Origin of the sequence: Blautia sp. HCP28S3_G10 (assembly GCF_052065235.1) — a bacterium.
GTDB lineage: Bacteria > Bacillota > Clostridia > Lachnospirales > Lachnospiraceae > Blautia_A.
On sequence record NZ_JBQHUL010000050.1, the window covers coordinates 1 to 17929 of the forward strand.

Here is a 17929-nt window from a genome sequence, read left to right on the forward strand (position 1 = left end):
TATGGGGTAAACCATAGCGTTTTTTTGTAATATAATTAGAAATTACAAGAAAAATTATAAAAGAAGAACTCCCACCTTAAAAAAATGGGAGTTTTTCAGTGCCCTTATAAAAATGGGCTTTTCCGGCTCTTTTGCAGTAGCTTTCCGGGAGAAAGTGTGGTATGTTGTGGTTGAGAAAAAAGAGGAAAAAAGGAGGCTCGCCTATGACAAGAATGCGATATGTAAAGATGGACCGGATCATGAACCACATGCTGATCCATGCACTCCGGGAAGTGTTCCGGCAGGAAAAAGAACAGGGGCTTCCGGTGGATACCACACGGGATCTGGTTCTGAAACTGGCAGAGCAGGAAGAGGGAAAGCTCTACCTGACAGAAGCCGAACACAGCAAATCCGTGGAAGCCTTAAACCAGCTCCGGGACACATACCTGAAAAACGGACGCTATTCCGATGGGATCGACAGCGTCCTCTTAAAGATCATGAAATCCAGATACCGCCGCCCATGCCGTGGACGGGGAAGGTGAAGAAAGGATGTGGTACGAATATATAGAAATATGACACCAGAAAGAATAGAATCCATGCGGAGAAGATATCCATCGGGAACGGAAGTCACCCTGAACAGCATGGAGGGGGAAAGCCACATGCCACCCGGTTTAAAAGGTAAGGTGGATATGGTAGACGATGCAGGGCAGATCCACGTAAACTGGGAGAATGGAAGCAGCCTTGCCCTCGTTCCGGGAGTGGACAGCTTCCACATCACGGATCTGCCAAGAGCAGAGAGGCCAAAACAGCAGCGGTCCCGGTAACAGGAAGCCGGAAGTCAGACTGGGTGATCTGGCTTGCCGGACTGCCCGTCATCTGGTGGGCAGCGATTCTGATTGCGGATGCCATCCAGCCGGGAAGGAACCTTTTCGAGCTGATGGAGGTTCTCACCGAAAAGCTGAACCATCCGTTCCAGCTTCATTATACGGAATATACCATCAAGTCGGTGCTGGTCTGCACGTTACTTTACGCAGCCGGGATCGGCATTTTTTATTCCAGCCAGAAGAACTACCGCAGAGGGGAAGAGCATGGTTCCGCCAGATGGGGCGATGCACGGCAGATCTGTAAGAAATACAGCCAGAAGCCGTACTCCCAGAATATCCTGTTAACCCAGAACTTCCGCATCAGCCTGGACACCCACAAGCACCGAAGATGTTTGAACATCCTTGTGGTGGGTGGTTCCGGTGCAGGAAAATCCAGAGGCTTTGCCCTGCCGAACATCATGCAGTGCTGCTGTTCGATGGTCATCACCGACCCAAAAGCAGAACTGCTCCGAAAGACAGGCGGCCTGCTGGAAAAGAAGGGATATGAGGTGCGTGTCTTTGACCTCATCAATCCCGACACATCTTTTTGTTACAATCCATTCGAGTACGTCCACGATGACAAAGACGTGCTCCGTCTCATTTCCAATCTGATACAAAACACCACACCCAAAGGTTCCCAGTCTTCCGATCCTTTCTGGGAGAAGAGCGAGACCGCACTGCTTCAGGCACTGATGCTGTATCTGCTTCACGAAGCTCCGCCGGAAGAACAGAACTTCGCCATGATTATGGAGATGTTAGGTTCTGCCCAGGTAAAAGAAGAGGACGAGGACTACGAGTCCCCTCTGGATATTTTGTTTGACCGCCTAGAGATGCGGGACCCGGACAGCATTGCCGTGAAACAGTACCACATTTACAAGCAGGCGGCAGGAAAGACCGCCAAGTCCATCCTGATCAGTGTCGGTGTCCGTCTGGCAGCCTTCAACCTGCCGCAGATTGCCAAGCTGACCAATACCGATGAACTGGATCTTTCCAGCATGGGCGAAAAGAAAGTAGCCCTTTTCTGCTGTATCCCGGATGCAGATACGTCTTTGAACTATCTGGTAGGCATGATCTACAGCCAGCTTTTCCAGACGCTTTATTACATGGCAGACCGTGTGCATGGCGGTGCCCTTCCGGTTCCGGTCAACTGCATCATGGATGAGTTTCCAAACGTATCCCTGCCAAACGAGTTTGAGAAGATCCTGGCAACCTGCCGATCCCGTTCCATTTACTGCAGCATCATCATCCAGAACATGAGCCAGCTAAAAGCTCTGTTCAAGGACTCGTGGGAGAGTCTGGTAGGCAACTGCGATGAGTTTTTATACCTGGGCGGCAACGAAAAAGAGACACACAAATATGTATCAGAATTACTGGGAAAAGAGACCATTGACACAAACACCTACGGGCAGACCAAGGGAAAATCCGGCAGCTACTCCACCAACTTCCAGCAGAGCGGAAGGGAGCTGCTGCAGCCGGATGAAGTCCGCATGCTGGACAACCAGAATGCCCTTTTGTTTATCCGTGGGGAGCGTCCCATACTGGATGCCAAGTATGACCTGATGAAGCATCCAAACATCCGGTATACCGAGGACGGCGGTGCCGGCCCGTTCAATTATGCGAAAGCACCGCTGGCACATGACGATTTTACTTTTGACGAAACAAGATATAACGACTACGAACTGCTTCTGGATGAGGACATCATCGGGGAGCTTTTTTGATTGGAGGAATGCCGATGAATTTACTGAAAAATAAGAAACACACAGAAACCCAAAAAGAGACCACACCGCTGAAGATGAAGAGAGGGCAGAAGAAAATGTTTGCCCTGTATGCAGTCATGGTGCTGACTTTCTGCATCGGGGCGACCTGCGTTTACGCCGCAGGCGATCCGCTGGCGGTAGTCAATAACCTGTCCACGTTTATCTTTTCCCTGATCCGAGCCATTGGCCTGATCCTGCTGGGATTTGGTATTGTGCAGGTCGGCCTGTCCTTAAAGAGCCACGATCCAAGCCAGAGGGCAAATGGATTCCTGACACTGGCAGGCGGTATCATCATTACCTTTGCAAAAGAGATCCTGGACCTCATTATGGGTTAGGATCAGAGACCAGAAGGGGAGCCATGCGAAATGCTGGCTTCCCGCTCACTTTTGCAGGATGGGAGGTGAAAATGTTTGAGTGATAACTGGATCGTACAGAATCTAAATTCTGCCTTGCAGACCTGGAGCGATAAGCTGTCTGAGATCTGGACACTGCTGACGCAAAGCCCGGAGAATTTCAAGGGCGGTGCGATCTGGAGCGTGATGACGAACATTAACGGAGGGCTCCGAGCCATCGGGTACGGCCTGCTGGTGTTATTTTTTGCGGCAGGACTTGTGAAAACCTGTGGGAGCTTCACGGATATGAAAAAGCCGGAACACGTAGTGAAAGCCTTTATCCGTTTTGCACTGGCACAGGGAGCCGTCATGTCCGGCATGGAGCTTCTGACTGCGATCTTTTCCATTGTGCAGGGCATCGTGACAAACATCATGTCCCATTCCGGGATGGCAGGTGGAACCGTAACGGAACTGCCCTCGGAGATCGTGGACAAGATCGAAGCGGTGGGGATGTTGGAATCTATCCCTTTATGGATCGTAACCCTGTTGGGCAGCCTGCTGATTACGGTATTGTCATTTGTCATGATTCTGACTGTATACGGGAGAATGTTCAAGCTGTACATGTACACAGCCATCGCACCGATCCCACTGGCAACCTTTGCCGGGGAGCCGACCCAGTCCGTAGGAAAGAACTTTATCCGTTCCTACGCCGGGGTATGTCTGGAAGGAGCCATCATCGCACTGGCCTGCATCATCTTTTCGGTGTTTGCGGCAAGCCCGCCGGCCGTCGGAGATACCAGCCTGTCCGCTGTGACGATTGTCTGGAACTACATCGGGGAGCTGGTCTTTAACTTACTGGTACTGGTCGGGGCAGTGAAGGCATCTGACCGGATCGTAAAAGAAATTATGGGATTATAGGAGGCGAAAAAATGGAAGAACCAAAGACACTGAGCTACGACTGGCAGTATGGCCGGGAGGAATTATTTCTCCGGGTAGACAGTTACATGAACGATGACAATCTCTATATCGGGCTTTACCACATGGAAGATAGATGCCCGGAAAGCTTTGCAGACCTTACGGTAAACCTGCCCTTTGCTCCGCTGGGAGGTATCAATGAAGCCTATATCGACCACAATTTCAGCAAAGAAAAGCTTCGTTTTATAAAGCAGCATAAGCTGGGAACGATACAGTCGGATACCGCATCATCCGGTTACTGCATTTTCCAGAGGGTTGCATTCGACCTGAAAAAACTGGCAGAGCTTGATCCGGAAGGAACAAAAAGATTTATGGAAAGAAATGGCATCCAGCAAGGGGATGCACCAAAACAGAAAACAAAGAAAAAACAGAGATCACAAAGAGAAAGGTAGAAAATGACATGGAAGTGAAAATGAATAAAGAAATCCGAGACTATCAGGAGTCAATGTTCTGGGGCTTAAGTTTCCGGCAGTGCCTTTTTTCGGTACTGGCGATCCTGGCAGCCCTTGGGATTTATTTTCTCACCAGAAAGTATGCCGGGGAACAGGTAACCGGATGGCTGTGTGTGCTTGGGGCGGCTCCCTTTGCAGCCTGCGGCTTTTTTCGTTACCACGGCATGACGGCAGAACAGTTTGCATGGGCAGTCATCAAATCCGAACTGCTGTATCCGAAACGGCTGGTATTCAAATCAGAGAACCTGTACTTTTCCTGCATGGAAGAGAGCCTGCGGCTGGGGGAAAAAATGATGGGAAACGGAATGGAGCTTCTGGAGAAGAAGCGGACGAAACAGAAGAAACCAAAGAAGCGAAAAGGAAGGGGTGATGCCTTTGATTAAAACCCTGAGTCAGACACTGAAACAGGACAAAGAAAAATTTAAAGTACCGAGGTCTGTCCAGCAGGCGATCCCCATCCGTAAGATCTGGCCGGATGGGATTTTTCAGGTAGAGAATAAATTTTCCCGGACATTCCGGTTTACGGATATCAACTATTCCATTGCCAGCAAAGCGGACAAAACGGAAATGTTTCTGGATTATTCCGAGCTTTTAAATGCACTGGATTCCGGCTGTACGGCGAAGATCACCCTGAACAACCGCAAGATCAATAAGGAAGAGTTTGAGCAGTCCCTGCTGATTCCGATGAAAGGGGACGGGCTGGATGAATACCGGAAGGAGTACAACGACATGCTCCTGTCCAAGATCTCCGGTACCAACAACAGCATCTATCAGGAACGCTATCTGACCGTCAGCGTCCACAAGAAAAATATCGATGAAGCCAGAACCTATTTTGCCCGTGTGGGAACGGATATCATCACCCATTTGGCCAAGCTGTCCTCCATCGGGGAAGAACTGGATGCAGAGCAGAGGCTCCAGATCTTCCGGGACTTTTTCAAGGCAGATGTTCCGCAGAGCTTTCCATTTGACATGAAAGCCTTTGCAAAAAAGGGACACAGCTTCAAAGACTGGATCTGCCCGGACACGATGGAATTCCACAATGACCATTTCAAACTGGGTGAGCAGTACGGCAGAGTCCTTTTCATGGAAGATTATGCCAGCTATGTAAAGGATGAGATGATCTCCGAACTGTGCAGCCTTGGAAGAAACCTGATGCTGTCCATTGATATCATCCCCGTACCGACCGATGAAGCGGTGCGTGAGATCCAGAACCGACTGCTGGGCGTAGAGACCAACGTTACCAACTGGCAGAGACGCCAGAATGCAAACAATAACTTTTCTGCCGTGGTTCCCTATGATATGGAGCTGCAGAGAAAAGAGACCAAGGAGATGCTGGACGACCTGACCACCAGGGACCAGCGGATGATGTTCGGCATCCTGACAATGGTACATATGGCAGACAGCAAGAAACAACTGGACTCCGACACGGAAACCCTGTATTCCATTGCAAGAAAGCACCTCTGCCAGATGGCAACCCTGAAATGGCAACAGGTCGATGGACTGAATACCGTCCTGCCGTATGGCCTGCGGAAAATCGATGCCGTGCGAACCCTTACCACAGAGTCCACTGCCGTCCTCATTCCGTTCCATACCCAGGAGATCATGCAGCCGGGCGGCATCTATTATGGGCAGAATGCAGTCAGCAAAAATATGCTGGTGGCAGACCGAAGGAAGTTGTTAAACGGCAACTCGTTCCGACTGGGTGTCAGCGGCTCTGGCAAGAGCTTCTCGGCAAAAGAGGAAATCGTAGACCTTGCCCTTTCCACAGAAGATGACATCCTCATCCTCGATCCGGAGTCAGAGTTTGCTTCTCTTGTGGAAGCCTTAAACGGAGAGGTTATCCGGATCTCGGCAACCTCGGATACCCATCTGAATGCACTGGACATGGACTCTGCCTATGGCAATGACCGAAACCCTCTGATTGAGAAGTCGGAATTTATCCTGTCCCTGTTTGAGCAGCTTGTCGGAGCCGGAAACCTTTCGGCAAAGGAGAAATCCATCCTCGACCGCTGCACTGCCGATGTGTACCGGGATTATATGAGGGGCGGTTACAAAGGGCAGGTGCCGACCTTGAAGGATTTATACCGACAGCTCATGCTTCAGCCGGAGGAAGAAGCCAGAGGGCTGGCCCTGTCTTCGGAACTGTTTATCAATGGCAGTCTGAACACCTTTGCCCAGGAAACCAATGTCAACACGAAGAGCCGTATCATCGACTATGACATCCGGGAGCTGGGCGAACAGCTGATGCCCCTTGGCATGCTGGTCACGCTGGATTCGATTTTCAACCGTGTGATCCAGAACTGGAAGAAGGAAAAAACGACATGGATCTTTGCAGATGAGTTTTATCTGCTGTTCCGTTACGAATACAGTGCGGACTTTTTCTACCGTCTGTACAAGCGTATCCGTAAGTATTCCGGATTTGTAACCGGGCTTACCCAGAACGTAGAGGAACTTCTGAAATCTGATACGGCCCGTCTGATGCTGGCAAACAGTGAATTCCTGATTCTTTTGAATCAGGCCACCACCGACCGGGACGAGCTGGCGGCACTTCTGAATATTTCAGACAACCAGTTATCCTACATCACCAATGTGGGTGCCGGACATGGACTGATCCGCTGTTCCGGGAATCTGGTGCCGTTTGAAAATTCGTTTCCAAGAAATACAAAACTGTACCGCCTGATGACGACCAAGCCGGGCGAAGCGTAAGAGCGGTACAAGCCGGGACTGGAGGTGAGAGATGAAGGATATCAAAACCAAAGAAGTCACAACAAAACCAAAGACCAAAAATCCTGCCTCCAGAATCCCCAAGGAGCTGATGCGGACGGCAATACTGGAGAGCAAGGAAAAATCCCAGACCATCGCAAATGCCAGGGACAATGATATGGGAGAACAATCCCCATCCGAATATGCCAGTGGGAAAGTCACATCCGCAGAGGAATGGGCTGCAAGAAAGACAGGCAGAACCGTAACCGGAGCCGGAAAGACAGCAGCACAGACTTCCTACGAGAAGATCAAACAGAGAGCCGCTGGCAAAAAAGAAGCAGAAAAAGAAGCGGAGAAAGAAGCCGCCAGAGGAACAGGGGACACGCAGGCTGCCGATTCTGCCAGCAGAGACACACCCAGGCAGAAGAGCCGGGAACAGGCGGCTGCAAACGGGAAAATCAAAAGTCGGGAAGCTCAGGAAGCACAGATCCGGGAAGTACAGATCCAGAAAGCCCAGCGGCAAAAGGCGGTTTCAGATGCCGTCAAAACAAAAGAACAGAAGATCCGTGCAGCCAGGGAGACACCGAGAATCCAGAACGGGCAGGAGATAGCAGAAATGAAGCAGTTCTCCATCCGAGAACAGAGCCGGAAGAAGGACGCAAAAGATACAGTAAGGCAGACCGCCATCCGACAGAAACAGCCGGAAACCATTCGGATCAAGGAAAAACCAAGGAAACAGCCGGAGCCAAAAACCATGCAGAAGCGTACCATTAAGACAGCTCCCCAGTCTGCGAAGATCAGCGTCCAGCCAGAGCAGAAAATCCGGGCAGCCAGTTCCAATGCCCTGACCGTCCGGATGCAGAAGCAGATGGAACGAAGGGCAGCGAAACAGGCAGCCAAGAAAGCAGCCATGCAGACTTCCGAGGGAGTCCGCCGGATACAGAAAACGGCAAGGGCAGGGGAGAATACCTTCAAGGCAGCCAGGGCCGCCGTGGAAGCGGCAGCGAAAACCGTACAGTCCATGGTGGCTGCACTGGGAGCCGCCGGAGCAGTGATCGTTCTTTTATTGGTCATCATAGTCGGAATCATAGGCGGTGCGGCGTTCTCTGGAAGCTCAGAGAGCAACGAAGCACTCAGCCAGGAAGTCCTTTCCTACACTGCAACCATCCAGAAATATGCCAACCAATATGGAATCCCCGAATACGTTTCCGTGATACAGGCGATCATGATGCAGGAATCCGGCGGCCGGGGAACCGATCCCATGCAGAGCAGTGAGTGCCCATACAACACCCGGTACTCTAACAGCCCCAATGCCATCCAGGATGCAGATTATTCCATACAGGTAGGAATCCAGTATTATGCGGACTGCCTGAAGGAAGCCGGATGCACCAGTCCACAGGATATGGATAAGCTGAAACTGTCCCTGCAAGGATATAACTACGGCAACGGATACATAACGTGGGCAATACGGAAGTATGGCGGCTACAGTGCAGAAAATGCCCTGCAGTTTTCTAATGAGCAGGCAGCTTCGCATGGGTGGAGTGCTTATGGAGATCCAGAGTACGTTCCACATGTCCTGCGGTATTATTCCAGTGGTGGCTTGTTTGCCGGCCTGTTTGGAGGTAACGGCCAGATCGTATCCGTGGCACTTACCCAGCTTGGAAACGAAGGAGGCCAGAAGTTCTGGTCGTGGTATGGATTTGACAGTCATGTGGCATGGTGCGCCTGCTTTGCCAGCTGGTGTGGAGATCAGACCGGACTGATCGAGAGCGGCAAGATGCCGAAGTTTTCCCTGTGCGATGATGGAATTGCTTGGTTCCAGAGTAAGGGAAAATGGAAGAGCCGGGGATACTCGCCAGCACCTGGAACCCTGATCTTTTTTGACTGGAATGGGGACGGAACCTCAGACCATGTGGGAATCGTGGAGAAAACAGAGGAAAATGTCATTTATACAGTAGAAGGAAACACCAGCAATATGGTTGCCCAGAGAAATTATAATATAAATGACAATACAATTATGGGTTATGGGCTGATTAATTGATAGCCATATTATAAGATTTCTTTGCTTAAAACCAAATTTCCAGACAAAGCATTATTATATGCCTGTCTGGAAAAGGGGAGATATCTATATAAATCTGCTATAACAGAATTGTTGTTAGACGATGCCGTTTAAAAAATTGGGTACCCGGAGGTTTAAACGGCATCTTTTGAACTTGCAGGGATAAGAATAAAATAATAATGTGGTAAAAATATGGGAAATCAGAAAATAGATAGATATTTCATAAATTTCAAAATCCAAAATCCGCATAATCTGCCGGAAGAAATCTGTGATATATGACATGGCATCCTTCGTCTTTAAAGCAGTAATAATAAGGATCATCTCTGTCAATAAACATAATAAGGACATCAAATTCGCCATTATCCATTTCTTTTACAATGCAGTTGCTGTCCCATTTTCTAAAAAAAGTAATAACACTGTTGAGCGTTGTAGTTTCTTCTTGCAACAGCCCTACAAGTTCAAATATAAATACATTTTCTCCCTTGTTCTGATGGACGTATTCCGATGCCTCCGGTGCAAGATAAAAACAGAAGCGGTCACCTTCGTGAGAGAATCTGATAATTCCGAACCTGTTGGCTACAAAAGCAGGAAAATTATTAAGCCTCTTTTCCATGTTATCTGCAGAATCACTGCTGTTGAAAAAATGATTTAATGAGCCAAGCGGATAATATAACTGGATTGCCTCTTTTCTGTATCCAAGTTTGGCCTGTTCTTCTAAAATGACATCAATTAAATTTTGTTCTAATTTTTGATATGACTGATTTTGATTATACATCTTTTTCCTCCCAATTATGTGATTACTATTTTGACTATAGTTGTTCAATTATTCAACTATTAAGCGGTAAAGTAAGGGATATGCTGCATATAAAATATATACAACATAATCCCTGTCATCGGGGTTGTTCACATACATGAATCATGCCTTCGTTAAAAATTGATTTTACATGTTCATCAGCCAGAGAATAGTAAACAACTCTTCCTGCCTTTCGATATTTAACCAAATTTGATTGTTTTAAGATACGCAATTGATGAGAGACTGAGGATTTAGACATTCCAAGTAATACGGAAATATCGCATACGCACATTTCTGCCTGCATTAATGCATATAATATTTTTACTCTTGTAGAGTCGCTGAAAATTTTAAAAGTATCTGCTAAATCTAAAAACTTATCTTCGTCCCCCATATTTTGACGGACTGCTGAAACAACATTTTCGTGAATGCTGGAACAATCACACCTGTCGATATCTGGATAATATTTATTCATGATAAAACCTCTTTGTATTAAGTTGAATAGTTGTTCAACTATTAGCGATAATACCATCTGAAGTAGAAGATGTCAATGACTGTTTAAAGAGTCTGAATGATATTTACCTTTTCCGATATTCAGATGGCGATACATGAAATATTTCTTTAAAAGCAATAGAAAATTTACTTTGGCTTTCGTATCCAACACATTTGGCAATCTGGGAGACACTGTCATTTGTTTCTTTAAGCAATCTGGCAGCTTCTTTAAATCTATGTTCTTTCATATGTGCGGCAATGGAACCACCATATACTGCCTTGAATACCTCTTTTAATGTTGAGGTATTGACAAGAAACTGTTTGGATAATTGGTCGATTGTGATTCGTTCTCCAAGGTTCTGCATCATATATTCATGTATTTTTTTGATCAGTTCCGTTTGCTCGGACGGATAGGAGGAAGGTGTTTTTGCATGGGAATCAGGGAGTGTGCTTAGGTATAAAAAAAGTTCCAGAACTTTTAACTTGCATATATCGTTCTGGATTTTAGAAGATATTTTATCAATACCGAAAAAAAGATGTCCGATCTGCTCATTTCCTGAAAAGACAGAGAAATTTTTATCATAGCAAAGATCAGTAATCCAGGACAGATCAGAAATACCTTTTTTTAATGAATATTCAGAAAGTGTATGTTCCAGATATTCTGGAGCTATGAACAGGGAGATACCTTTGTAGTAACCTAAAGGAAAACAAAGAGTAGAGTGTACACAGTTATCCATACGATGAACAGACAGATCCCCGCTGCCAAGATAAATATGGCTGGAATGCTCCAGTTCCCATTCTAAACGTCCATATTGACAAAAATCAATCTGGATCAGAGCTTCATATGCCGGATGATATCCGGAAAGACTGGTTGCCCGGAAAGTAAAAAAAGTCATAAAACATCCGGGGAAGAGTGGAAGAATGGTTGCTTTTCCTGTGCCATTTATTTTGGATTGAAAATTTATTTTTTGTGGAAAGATATCTGTATTTAAAGATGATTTTCCTACAATCCTTATATTTCCATATGGAATATCCTGTAATTCCTGTGAAATTAAATTCTGATCATATACAGCCATAAATTGAAACCTCTTTTCTTTAGCGTGTATTGGATGGACAGGTTATTTCAAGTGTTTTTTCAATACTCAGATGCAGCAGGCGGCTCTGTTCTGTATCGGATGCTTTATAGCAGACTTCCTTTCCATTTCGCCGGCTGGTTACAAGACCGTTTGATTTTAAAAGACGCAGATGATGAGATACCGCCGGGCTTGTCATACCCATCAATGTAGAAATATTGAGGACACATTCTTCACAGTGACATAGCAGCCAGAAGATACGTAAACGGCTGGTGTCTCCGAGAAGTTTAAAGATATCGGCAGCAGCTCCAAAGTTTTCTGCATTAGAAAGCTGAGGAAGAAGTTCTTCCACATTTTTTTCCTCATGGTTATGGGGTAAATGAAATTCAGATGTCATAATCAGGCTCCTTTTCTTTTGAGATTGTTCCATTTGGAAGATGTTTGGTTCTGTTTGGAAGAAGAAAACCAAAGTGTGTTGACACTCCTTTATGATGCGATTATACTACAATCATAACAAATAAACAAGTGCTTAATACTTGAATAAAAGAAAGGAGTTTTCTATTTATGAAGAAAACATATAAGATTGAAGTAGACTGTGCAAACTGTGCAAACCTGATGGAAGATGCAGCAAAGAAAACTGCCGGAGTTGCAAATGCAACGGTTAATTTTATGACACAGAAAATGATCGTAGAATTTGAAGAAGGGCAGGAACCGAAAACAGTTATGGCAAGTGTTGTGAAAGCCTGCAAAAAAGTAGAACCTGACTGTGAAGTGTTTATCTGATAGATAAAAGTTTCCCTTGTTCCTGAAAGTTAATAAAGACTATAAAACCAAATCGCCCCGGAATAGGATATATTTTGGGGCGTATATTTCAAATAATATATGAAAAAATAATCATATGTTCAATAAAAAGGTGGGACAACATTATGACAAAAAAACAGAAAACTATGCTGATCAGAATTTTAATAGCCACAGCAATGTTAATCGGACTTTCATTGGCTCCGATTAGTGGCTTGCCGAGGATGGCACTTTATATGGCCACATATCTGATCATTGGATATGACATTTTAAGAAAAGCGATAAAAGGAATCATTAATGGACAGATCTTTGATGAAAACTTTCTGATGGCAGTGGCAACGGTAGGTGCGATCGCACTGGCTATTTATGAAAAAAGCGGTGATTATAATGAAGCGATTGCTGTTATGTTATTTTATCAGATCGGTGAATTGTTTCAGAGCTATGCCGTTGGAAAAAGCCGTCGCAACATCAGTGCGCTGATGGATATCCGTCCGGATTATGCGAATATTGAAAAAGACGGAAAACTGGAAAAAGTAGATCCGGATGAAGTGGAAATTGGCAGTATTATTGTTGTCCAGCCGGGCGAAAAAGTTCCGCTGGATGGAATCATAACAGAGGGAAATTCTTCACTGAATACCAGCGCTCTGACGGGTGAAAGCCTCCCAAGAGAAGCAAATATCGGAGATGAAGTGATCAGTGGATGTATCAATATGACGGGTGTCCTTAAGATTCGAACAACAAAAGAGTTTGGAGAATCTACCGTATCAAAGATTCTGGAGCTTGTAGAAAATTCCAGTTCCAGAAAATCAAAATCAGAAGATTTTATTTCAAAATTTGCAAAGGTATATACCCCTGCAGTTTGTATCGCAGCACTGGCACTGGCAATTTTACCGCCGGTTGTTCGAAGTCTGTTCATGGGACTTCCGGCACAATGGGGTTCCTGGATTTACAGAGCATTAACCTTCCTTGTAATTAGCTGTCCATGTGCGCTTGTAATCAGCATTCCGTTAAGTTTCTTTGCCGGAATTGGTGGTGCAAGCCATGAAGGAATCCTGGTAAAAGGTTCTAATTATCTGGAAACTCTGTCAAAAACAAAGGTTGTAGTATTTGATAAGACAGGTACTTTGACACAGGGTGTATTTGAAGTAAACGGCGTTCATCATAACACAATGGAAGAAGCAAAGCTTCTGGAGTATGCAGCACTGGCAGAAAGCTCTTCTTCCCATCCGATCAGCAAGAGTCTGCAGCGCGCATATGGAAAAGAAATTGACAGGAACCGTGTCAGTGATATACAGGAAATCAGCGGTCATGGTATTCTGGCAAAGGTAGATGGAACATCTGTTGCAGCCGGAAACAGCAAATTGATGAAAAAACTGGGTATTTCTTATTCAGACTGCCATAGTGTAGGTACCATAATCCACATTGCAGTAAATGGAAGTTATGCTGGTCACATTGTAATTTCGGATGTGGAAAAACCACATGCAAAAGATGCGATTAAGGCTCTGAAAAAAGCAGGTGTTGAAAAGACAATCATGCTTACCGGAGATGCAAAACGAGTGGCAGATCAGGTGGCTGCAAATCTTGGGGTTGATGAAGTACACAGTGAACTTCTGCCAGGAGACAAAGTTGACGAAGTTGAGAAAATTCTGGAATCCAGAAAAGGAACAAAGGGAAAGGTTGCATTTGTTGGTGATGGCATCAACGATGCTCCGGTACTTTCCAGAGCCGACATAGGAGTTGCAATGGGAGCAATGGGAAGTGATGCTGCCATTGAGGCTGCAGATGTTGTTTTAATGGATGATGATCCGATCAAGATCGCAAAAGCAATCAGAATTTCAAGAAAATGTCTTGGAATCGTATATCAGAACATTGTTTTTGCTTTAGTAGTAAAATTTGCCTGCCTGATTCTTGGCGCATTAGGTATTGCGAATATGTGGTTTGCGATTTTTGCAGATGTGGGAGTAATGGTTCTTGCAATTTTAAATGCAATCAGAACCTTACATGTTAAGAATTTGTAGAATATATTGGATAACTGGGGGATTTCATATTTGAATGAAAATGAACTGTATTCTGTAGCAGAACTGTTTAAAATTTTTGGAAATACTTCACGAATCAGGATTTTACTTGCCCTCCACGAAAAAGAAACATGTGTAAATTGTCTTGCCAAAGAACTAGATATGTCAGAATCATCCGTATCGCATCAGTTAAATATTCTAAAAGCACACCGCTTAATAAAGAGGAGACGGGAAGGAAAACTGATATTTTACAGTCTTGCAGATAAACATGTTCGCCTGATTATTGATACAGGTCTGGAACATATATGTGAATTATAGAATATATGGTGATCCGACAAAGGGAGTGGCAGCGCAGGCTGCCACTTTTTCTGTAAATCCCCATAATTTTCCCATAACTTTTCTTTATACTGTGCCTGCAAAATATTTAGGCATTTCAGGAGAATGTAAAATGGCAGAAAATGACAAAATACCGCGGGTACAGGATGATGAAAATGAACTGGAACAAAAGGGAAAGGATGGTGATCTGAATAACGAGATAGAATCAGAAACAGTGCTGTCGGACTTTTTACATGCTATGGGATTTAAAAATACGAAAAAGGAGAAAAAAACTAAAGATAAGCAGGAAGAAGTGCCGGGGCATGGTGAAATGATGGAATCCGTCGAGGAGGAAGAGTCAGAACCAGAACATGAGGTAATGGTTGTACCAGAACGACGTACCAGAAGGAGATGGCCACTGGGGGTATTTGGAGCAATGGCTCTGGGCGGGGCGGCACTGGGCATATATCACAGCCTGCCAGTGTTACAGGAGCCAAAGCCACCGGCTCCGGATGTTGTCGCAACTTATAATGAGCAGAAAATAACAATAGAAGAACTAAAAAATTTTATTGCCGTAGAAGGTGCAAAAGAAAGAGAGCATATGCTATGCCCAACACATGGTTATGACCATTCAAAGTGTGATGCAACGGAAGAGTGCGAAGTACATCCTGTAGATTCATTAGAAGGATATCAGGAAATGGTATCTAAAATGGCTTCTGAACAAATGATTTTAAACTGGGCCAAAGAAAAGGGAATCACTGGCAGGGAAGAAGTTCAGCATAATATGGAAGATCTGTTGAACGATGCAACAGTTGAACAGTATATGTCGCAGCTTCATGAAGAAAATGTATCTCCTGAGTCAATTTCCAAGACAGAAGTTCAGCAGTACTATTCAGAAAATCAGGATAAATTCAAAGGAAAAAGCCTGGATGAGTCAGAAGAAGAAATCAGAAAGACACTTGCCTCTGAAAAAGATGGAAGTTTTTTTGAAACATACTTTGAGGAGTTGAAAAAAACATCAGGATTACAGGTGAATTATGACGTATTGGAAGTTAATACACCAACAAAAGAAGAAATCTCTGATTACTATGAACAGAATAAAGAAAAATATCAAACGTCTGCTTCTGCGGATTACAGCGAAATAAAAATTGCGGACGGAAAGATGGATACTGCTACAGAAGCAGTAAGAAAAATACGTTCCGGAGAAAGTCTCGAAAATATAGCAGGTTCTTTTGGCAAAGATAAGAAGGTATTCAAAAATTCGATAGACCTGTCTTCGGATACAGAACTGGGAAAAACAATTGCCACTATGAAAGAAGGTGAAATCAGCGAACCGATAGAAAATGAAGATGGAAGTATTAGTATCATAAAAGTAAATCAGAAAAAAGAAGGAGGGGTAAAAAAATTATCCGAGGTAACAAAAGAAATTGAGAACATTTTGTTACAGGAAAATATAGATAAAGAATATACAACAAGAAAAAATGACACTTTATTTGTGGTTCACAGCAGACGTTATACACTGGGTGACTTTTATAAAGAATTTCAGGAATTATCAGAAGAATATCGTTCCAAATTTTCTACTTTTGAGGAAAAAAAGAAACTGGTAGAACAGATGATTGCCAAAGAATTGTTATTGGAAAAAAGTACTGATGGTGCGGATGATGGAGAAAACAGCCACAGTTTTGAAGAACTTCAGGTTCAGTATCTTTATCAGGTGATGCACCAGGAAACAGTAGATACAAATCTGGATGAACCTACAGAGGAAGAGATCAAACAGTATTACGAAGAGAATAAAGAATCTCTGGTGACACCGGCCTCTGTAGAGCTGAGTCTGATCTGGATCAGTCAGGGAGAAAATGGCGAAAAGAAAGGGCAGGCAAAGACTTCTGCCGAAGAAGCATATGGGTTATTAAAAGAAGGTAAAGATTTTGCTGAAGTGGCAAAACAATATTCTGAAGATACTTCAGCTGAGAATGGTGGACAGATAACGGGCCAAATCTACAAAAATCATTTGGCTGAACCACTTGCTGAAGCAGCGTTTTCTTTAAATGAAAATGAATTCAGTAATGTGATCGAATACCAGAATGCTTTTTATATTTTGCTGGTAAGAAGCAAATCTGCAGAAGAGTTAAAACCATTAGAGGAACTGTCAGATGCAATAAAAAGTCATTTAAATGAACAGGCACATGATAAACTCTCAGAAGAGTTATCACAACAGATCCTAAATGATGCGGATCTAAAGATTTATGACAGAACCCTGAAAAAGATGCTAACAGAGACATAGGAGTAATTAATGATGGGAAGAAAAGAAAAAACAATTTTAGTGACAATCATTGCAAATATCATTTTGATTATCCTGAGATTCTTTCTCGCAGATATTTCGGGGAGTATTGGTCTTGCGGCAAATGCATACCATTCTTTCACCGATTTATTTGTAACAAGTGTTGTATTTGCAGGACTTATGATTGCAAGATTCTGTGGAGAAAAAGCAAGAAATATATCAAGAAAAATGGAACATATCCTGGCAATTTTTGTATCAATATTCATTTTTTATATGGGAATTGAGATTTTATCTGATGCACTCAGTGGAGAACAGACAGAATTAAAATATGTTCCGTTTGTTGCAGCCGGAGCTTTTGTCGGTGTTGTGATTAATTATTTTATGGCACGGTACAAGATTTATGTTGGCGAGCAGACCGGATCGGAAAGTCTTAAAGCAGATGGATACCATTCCAAAATGGATATGTATTGTGGGATTGCCGTGTTAGTGGGCGTAGTTGGTTCTTTGTTTGGAATGCCGGATCTGGATAAACTGGCAGCTATTGTAGCAATGGTTCTTCTGATGATTTCCGGATATGAAATTTTAACCGAAAATATTCGGGCATTGATGCACCCGGATGCGGTGGAAGAACATGGACATCATAATCATGGATTTCATGAAAATAAAAAGATGGCAGCAGGTATGTGTGCTGTAATGCTCATTTCATATTTGTTATCTGGAATCTATACCATAAAACTGGATGAGGAAGGTGTAGTCAGAAGATTTGGAAGAATTACCAGGGATGTTTCACCTGGCATTCATTACAGACTACCCAGTCCAATTGAAGAAGTTTCAATCGTAAATACAGGTGAAGTTCAGAGAGTTGAAACAGGCGTTCAGGAACTGCTTACAGGAGATACCAATCTGGTAAATATAAATTTATCAGTGCATTATCGTATAATGAACCCATAAATTAAGACAAAAAAATCATTGTTTCTAAGTTGGATTTCCCGTATGATTTTTATAACGAAAGGAGTCCAACTATGGCAAGACAACAACATTCACC

18 protein-coding genes are annotated in these 17929 nt (G+C 44.2%); 14 read left to right on the top strand and 4 right to left on the bottom strand.

Features of this window, described 5'->3' with window-relative positions:
* The first annotated feature begins 203 nt into the window (after positions 1-203).
* From ACTNB8_RS14785 to ACTNB8_RS14825, 9 genes are all read left to right on the top strand, one after another.
* Positions 204-521 (top strand): hypothetical protein, encoded by a 318-nt coding sequence (locus ACTNB8_RS14785; protein ID WP_441039813.1) that lies wholly within the window; start codon positions 204-206, stop codon positions 519-521.
* A gap of 30 nt (positions 522-551) precedes the next feature.
* Positions 552-803, top strand: coding sequence for a DUF4314 domain-containing protein (locus ACTNB8_RS14790; RefSeq protein ID WP_441055909.1), 252 nt, complete (start codon positions 552-554; stop codon positions 801-803).
* Positions 804-829: 26 nt separating this feature from the next.
* Entirely contained in the window at positions 830-2560 is a 1731-nt protein-coding gene (locus ACTNB8_RS14795; RefSeq protein ID WP_441039829.1) for a VirD4-like conjugal transfer protein, CD1115 family, read from the top strand.
* A gap of 14 nt (positions 2561-2574) precedes the next feature.
* The gene (locus tag ACTNB8_RS14800; RefSeq protein ID WP_441039810.1) at positions 2575-2934 is read left to right on the top strand and encodes a glutamyl-tRNA amidotransferase; all 360 of its coding nucleotides are present in this window, start codon (positions 2575-2577) and stop codon (positions 2932-2934) included.
* A gap of 75 nt (positions 2935-3009) precedes the next feature.
* On the top strand, positions 3010-3849 hold the full coding sequence (locus ACTNB8_RS14805) for a hypothetical protein (RefSeq protein WP_441039808.1): 840 nt from the start codon (positions 3010-3012) through the stop codon (positions 3847-3849).
* An 11-nt stretch (positions 3850-3860) separates the two neighbouring features.
* Positions 3861-4298 (top strand): DUF4313 domain-containing protein, encoded by a 438-nt coding sequence (locus tag ACTNB8_RS14810; protein ID WP_441039806.1) that lies wholly within the window; start codon positions 3861-3863, stop codon positions 4296-4298.
* An 8-nt stretch (positions 4299-4306) separates the two neighbouring features.
* Complete coding sequence (locus tag ACTNB8_RS14815; protein WP_441039804.1) at positions 4307-4741, top strand: PrgI family protein; 435 nt, start codon at positions 4307-4309, stop codon at positions 4739-4741.
* Positions 4734-7064 (top strand): VirB4-like conjugal transfer ATPase, CD1110 family, encoded by a 2331-nt coding sequence (locus ACTNB8_RS14820; RefSeq protein WP_441039827.1) that lies wholly within the window; start codon positions 4734-4736, stop codon positions 7062-7064. The genes ACTNB8_RS14815 and ACTNB8_RS14820 overlap by 8 nt, the downstream gene beginning before the upstream one ends.
* Before the next feature lie 31 nt (positions 7065-7095).
* A complete protein-coding gene (locus ACTNB8_RS14825; protein ID WP_441055907.1) occupies positions 7096-9102 on the top strand; it encodes a lysozyme family protein in 2007 nt (668 codons plus the stop codon).
* 247 nt (positions 9103-9349) lie between these two features.
* Here ACTNB8_RS14825 and ACTNB8_RS14830 read toward each other — a convergent pair whose 3' ends face one another.
* The 4 genes from ACTNB8_RS14830 to ACTNB8_RS14845 all read right to left on the bottom strand — a co-directional run bounded on the left by ACTNB8_RS14830 (position 9350) and on the right by ACTNB8_RS14845 (position 11872).
* Positions 9350-9895, bottom strand: a complete 546-nt coding sequence (locus ACTNB8_RS14830; RefSeq protein ID WP_441038409.1) for a DUF3877 family protein — start codon at positions 9893-9895, stop codon at positions 9350-9352.
* Between the two features lie 115 nt (positions 9896-10010).
* Positions 10011-10385: an ArsR/SmtB family transcription factor gene (locus tag ACTNB8_RS14835; protein ID WP_441038410.1), complete on the bottom strand. Its 375-nt coding sequence runs from the start codon at positions 10383-10385 to the stop codon at positions 10011-10013.
* A gap of 103 nt (positions 10386-10488) precedes the next feature.
* The gene (locus tag ACTNB8_RS14840) at positions 10489-11478 is read right to left on the bottom strand and encodes a helix-turn-helix domain-containing protein (RefSeq protein WP_441038411.1); all 990 of its coding nucleotides are present in this window, start codon (positions 11476-11478) and stop codon (positions 10489-10491) included.
* Positions 11479-11497: 19 nt separating this feature from the next.
* Positions 11498-11872, bottom strand: a complete 375-nt coding sequence (locus tag ACTNB8_RS14845; protein WP_270339485.1) for an ArsR/SmtB family transcription factor — start codon at positions 11870-11872, stop codon at positions 11498-11500.
* A 167-nt stretch (positions 11873-12039) separates the two neighbouring features.
* Here ACTNB8_RS14845 and ACTNB8_RS14850 point away from each other — a divergent pair, with 167 nt between their 5' ends.
* The 5 genes from ACTNB8_RS14850 (at position 12040) to ACTNB8_RS14870 (ending at position 17835) form a co-directional block, all read left to right on the top strand.
* The gene (locus ACTNB8_RS14850) at positions 12040-12258 is read left to right on the top strand and encodes a cation transporter (protein WP_270339486.1); all 219 of its coding nucleotides are present in this window, start codon (positions 12040-12042) and stop codon (positions 12256-12258) included.
* 143 nt (positions 12259-12401) lie between these two features.
* Positions 12402-14291, top strand: a complete 1890-nt coding sequence (locus tag ACTNB8_RS14855) for a heavy metal translocating P-type ATPase (protein ID WP_270339487.1) — start codon at positions 12402-12404, stop codon at positions 14289-14291.
* A gap of 30 nt (positions 14292-14321) precedes the next feature.
* Positions 14322-14606 (top strand): ArsR/SmtB family transcription factor, encoded by a 285-nt coding sequence (locus ACTNB8_RS14860; protein ID WP_270339489.1) that lies wholly within the window; start codon positions 14322-14324, stop codon positions 14604-14606.
* 130 nt (positions 14607-14736) lie between these two features.
* Positions 14737-16887 (top strand): peptidylprolyl isomerase, encoded by a 2151-nt coding sequence (locus ACTNB8_RS14865; RefSeq protein WP_441038412.1) that lies wholly within the window; start codon positions 14737-14739, stop codon positions 16885-16887.
* A 12-nt stretch (positions 16888-16899) separates the two neighbouring features.
* On the top strand, positions 16900-17835 hold the full coding sequence (locus tag ACTNB8_RS14870; protein ID WP_441055908.1) for a cation diffusion facilitator family transporter: 936 nt from the start codon (positions 16900-16902) through the stop codon (positions 17833-17835).
* The last annotated feature ends 94 nt before the right edge of the window (positions 17836-17929 follow it).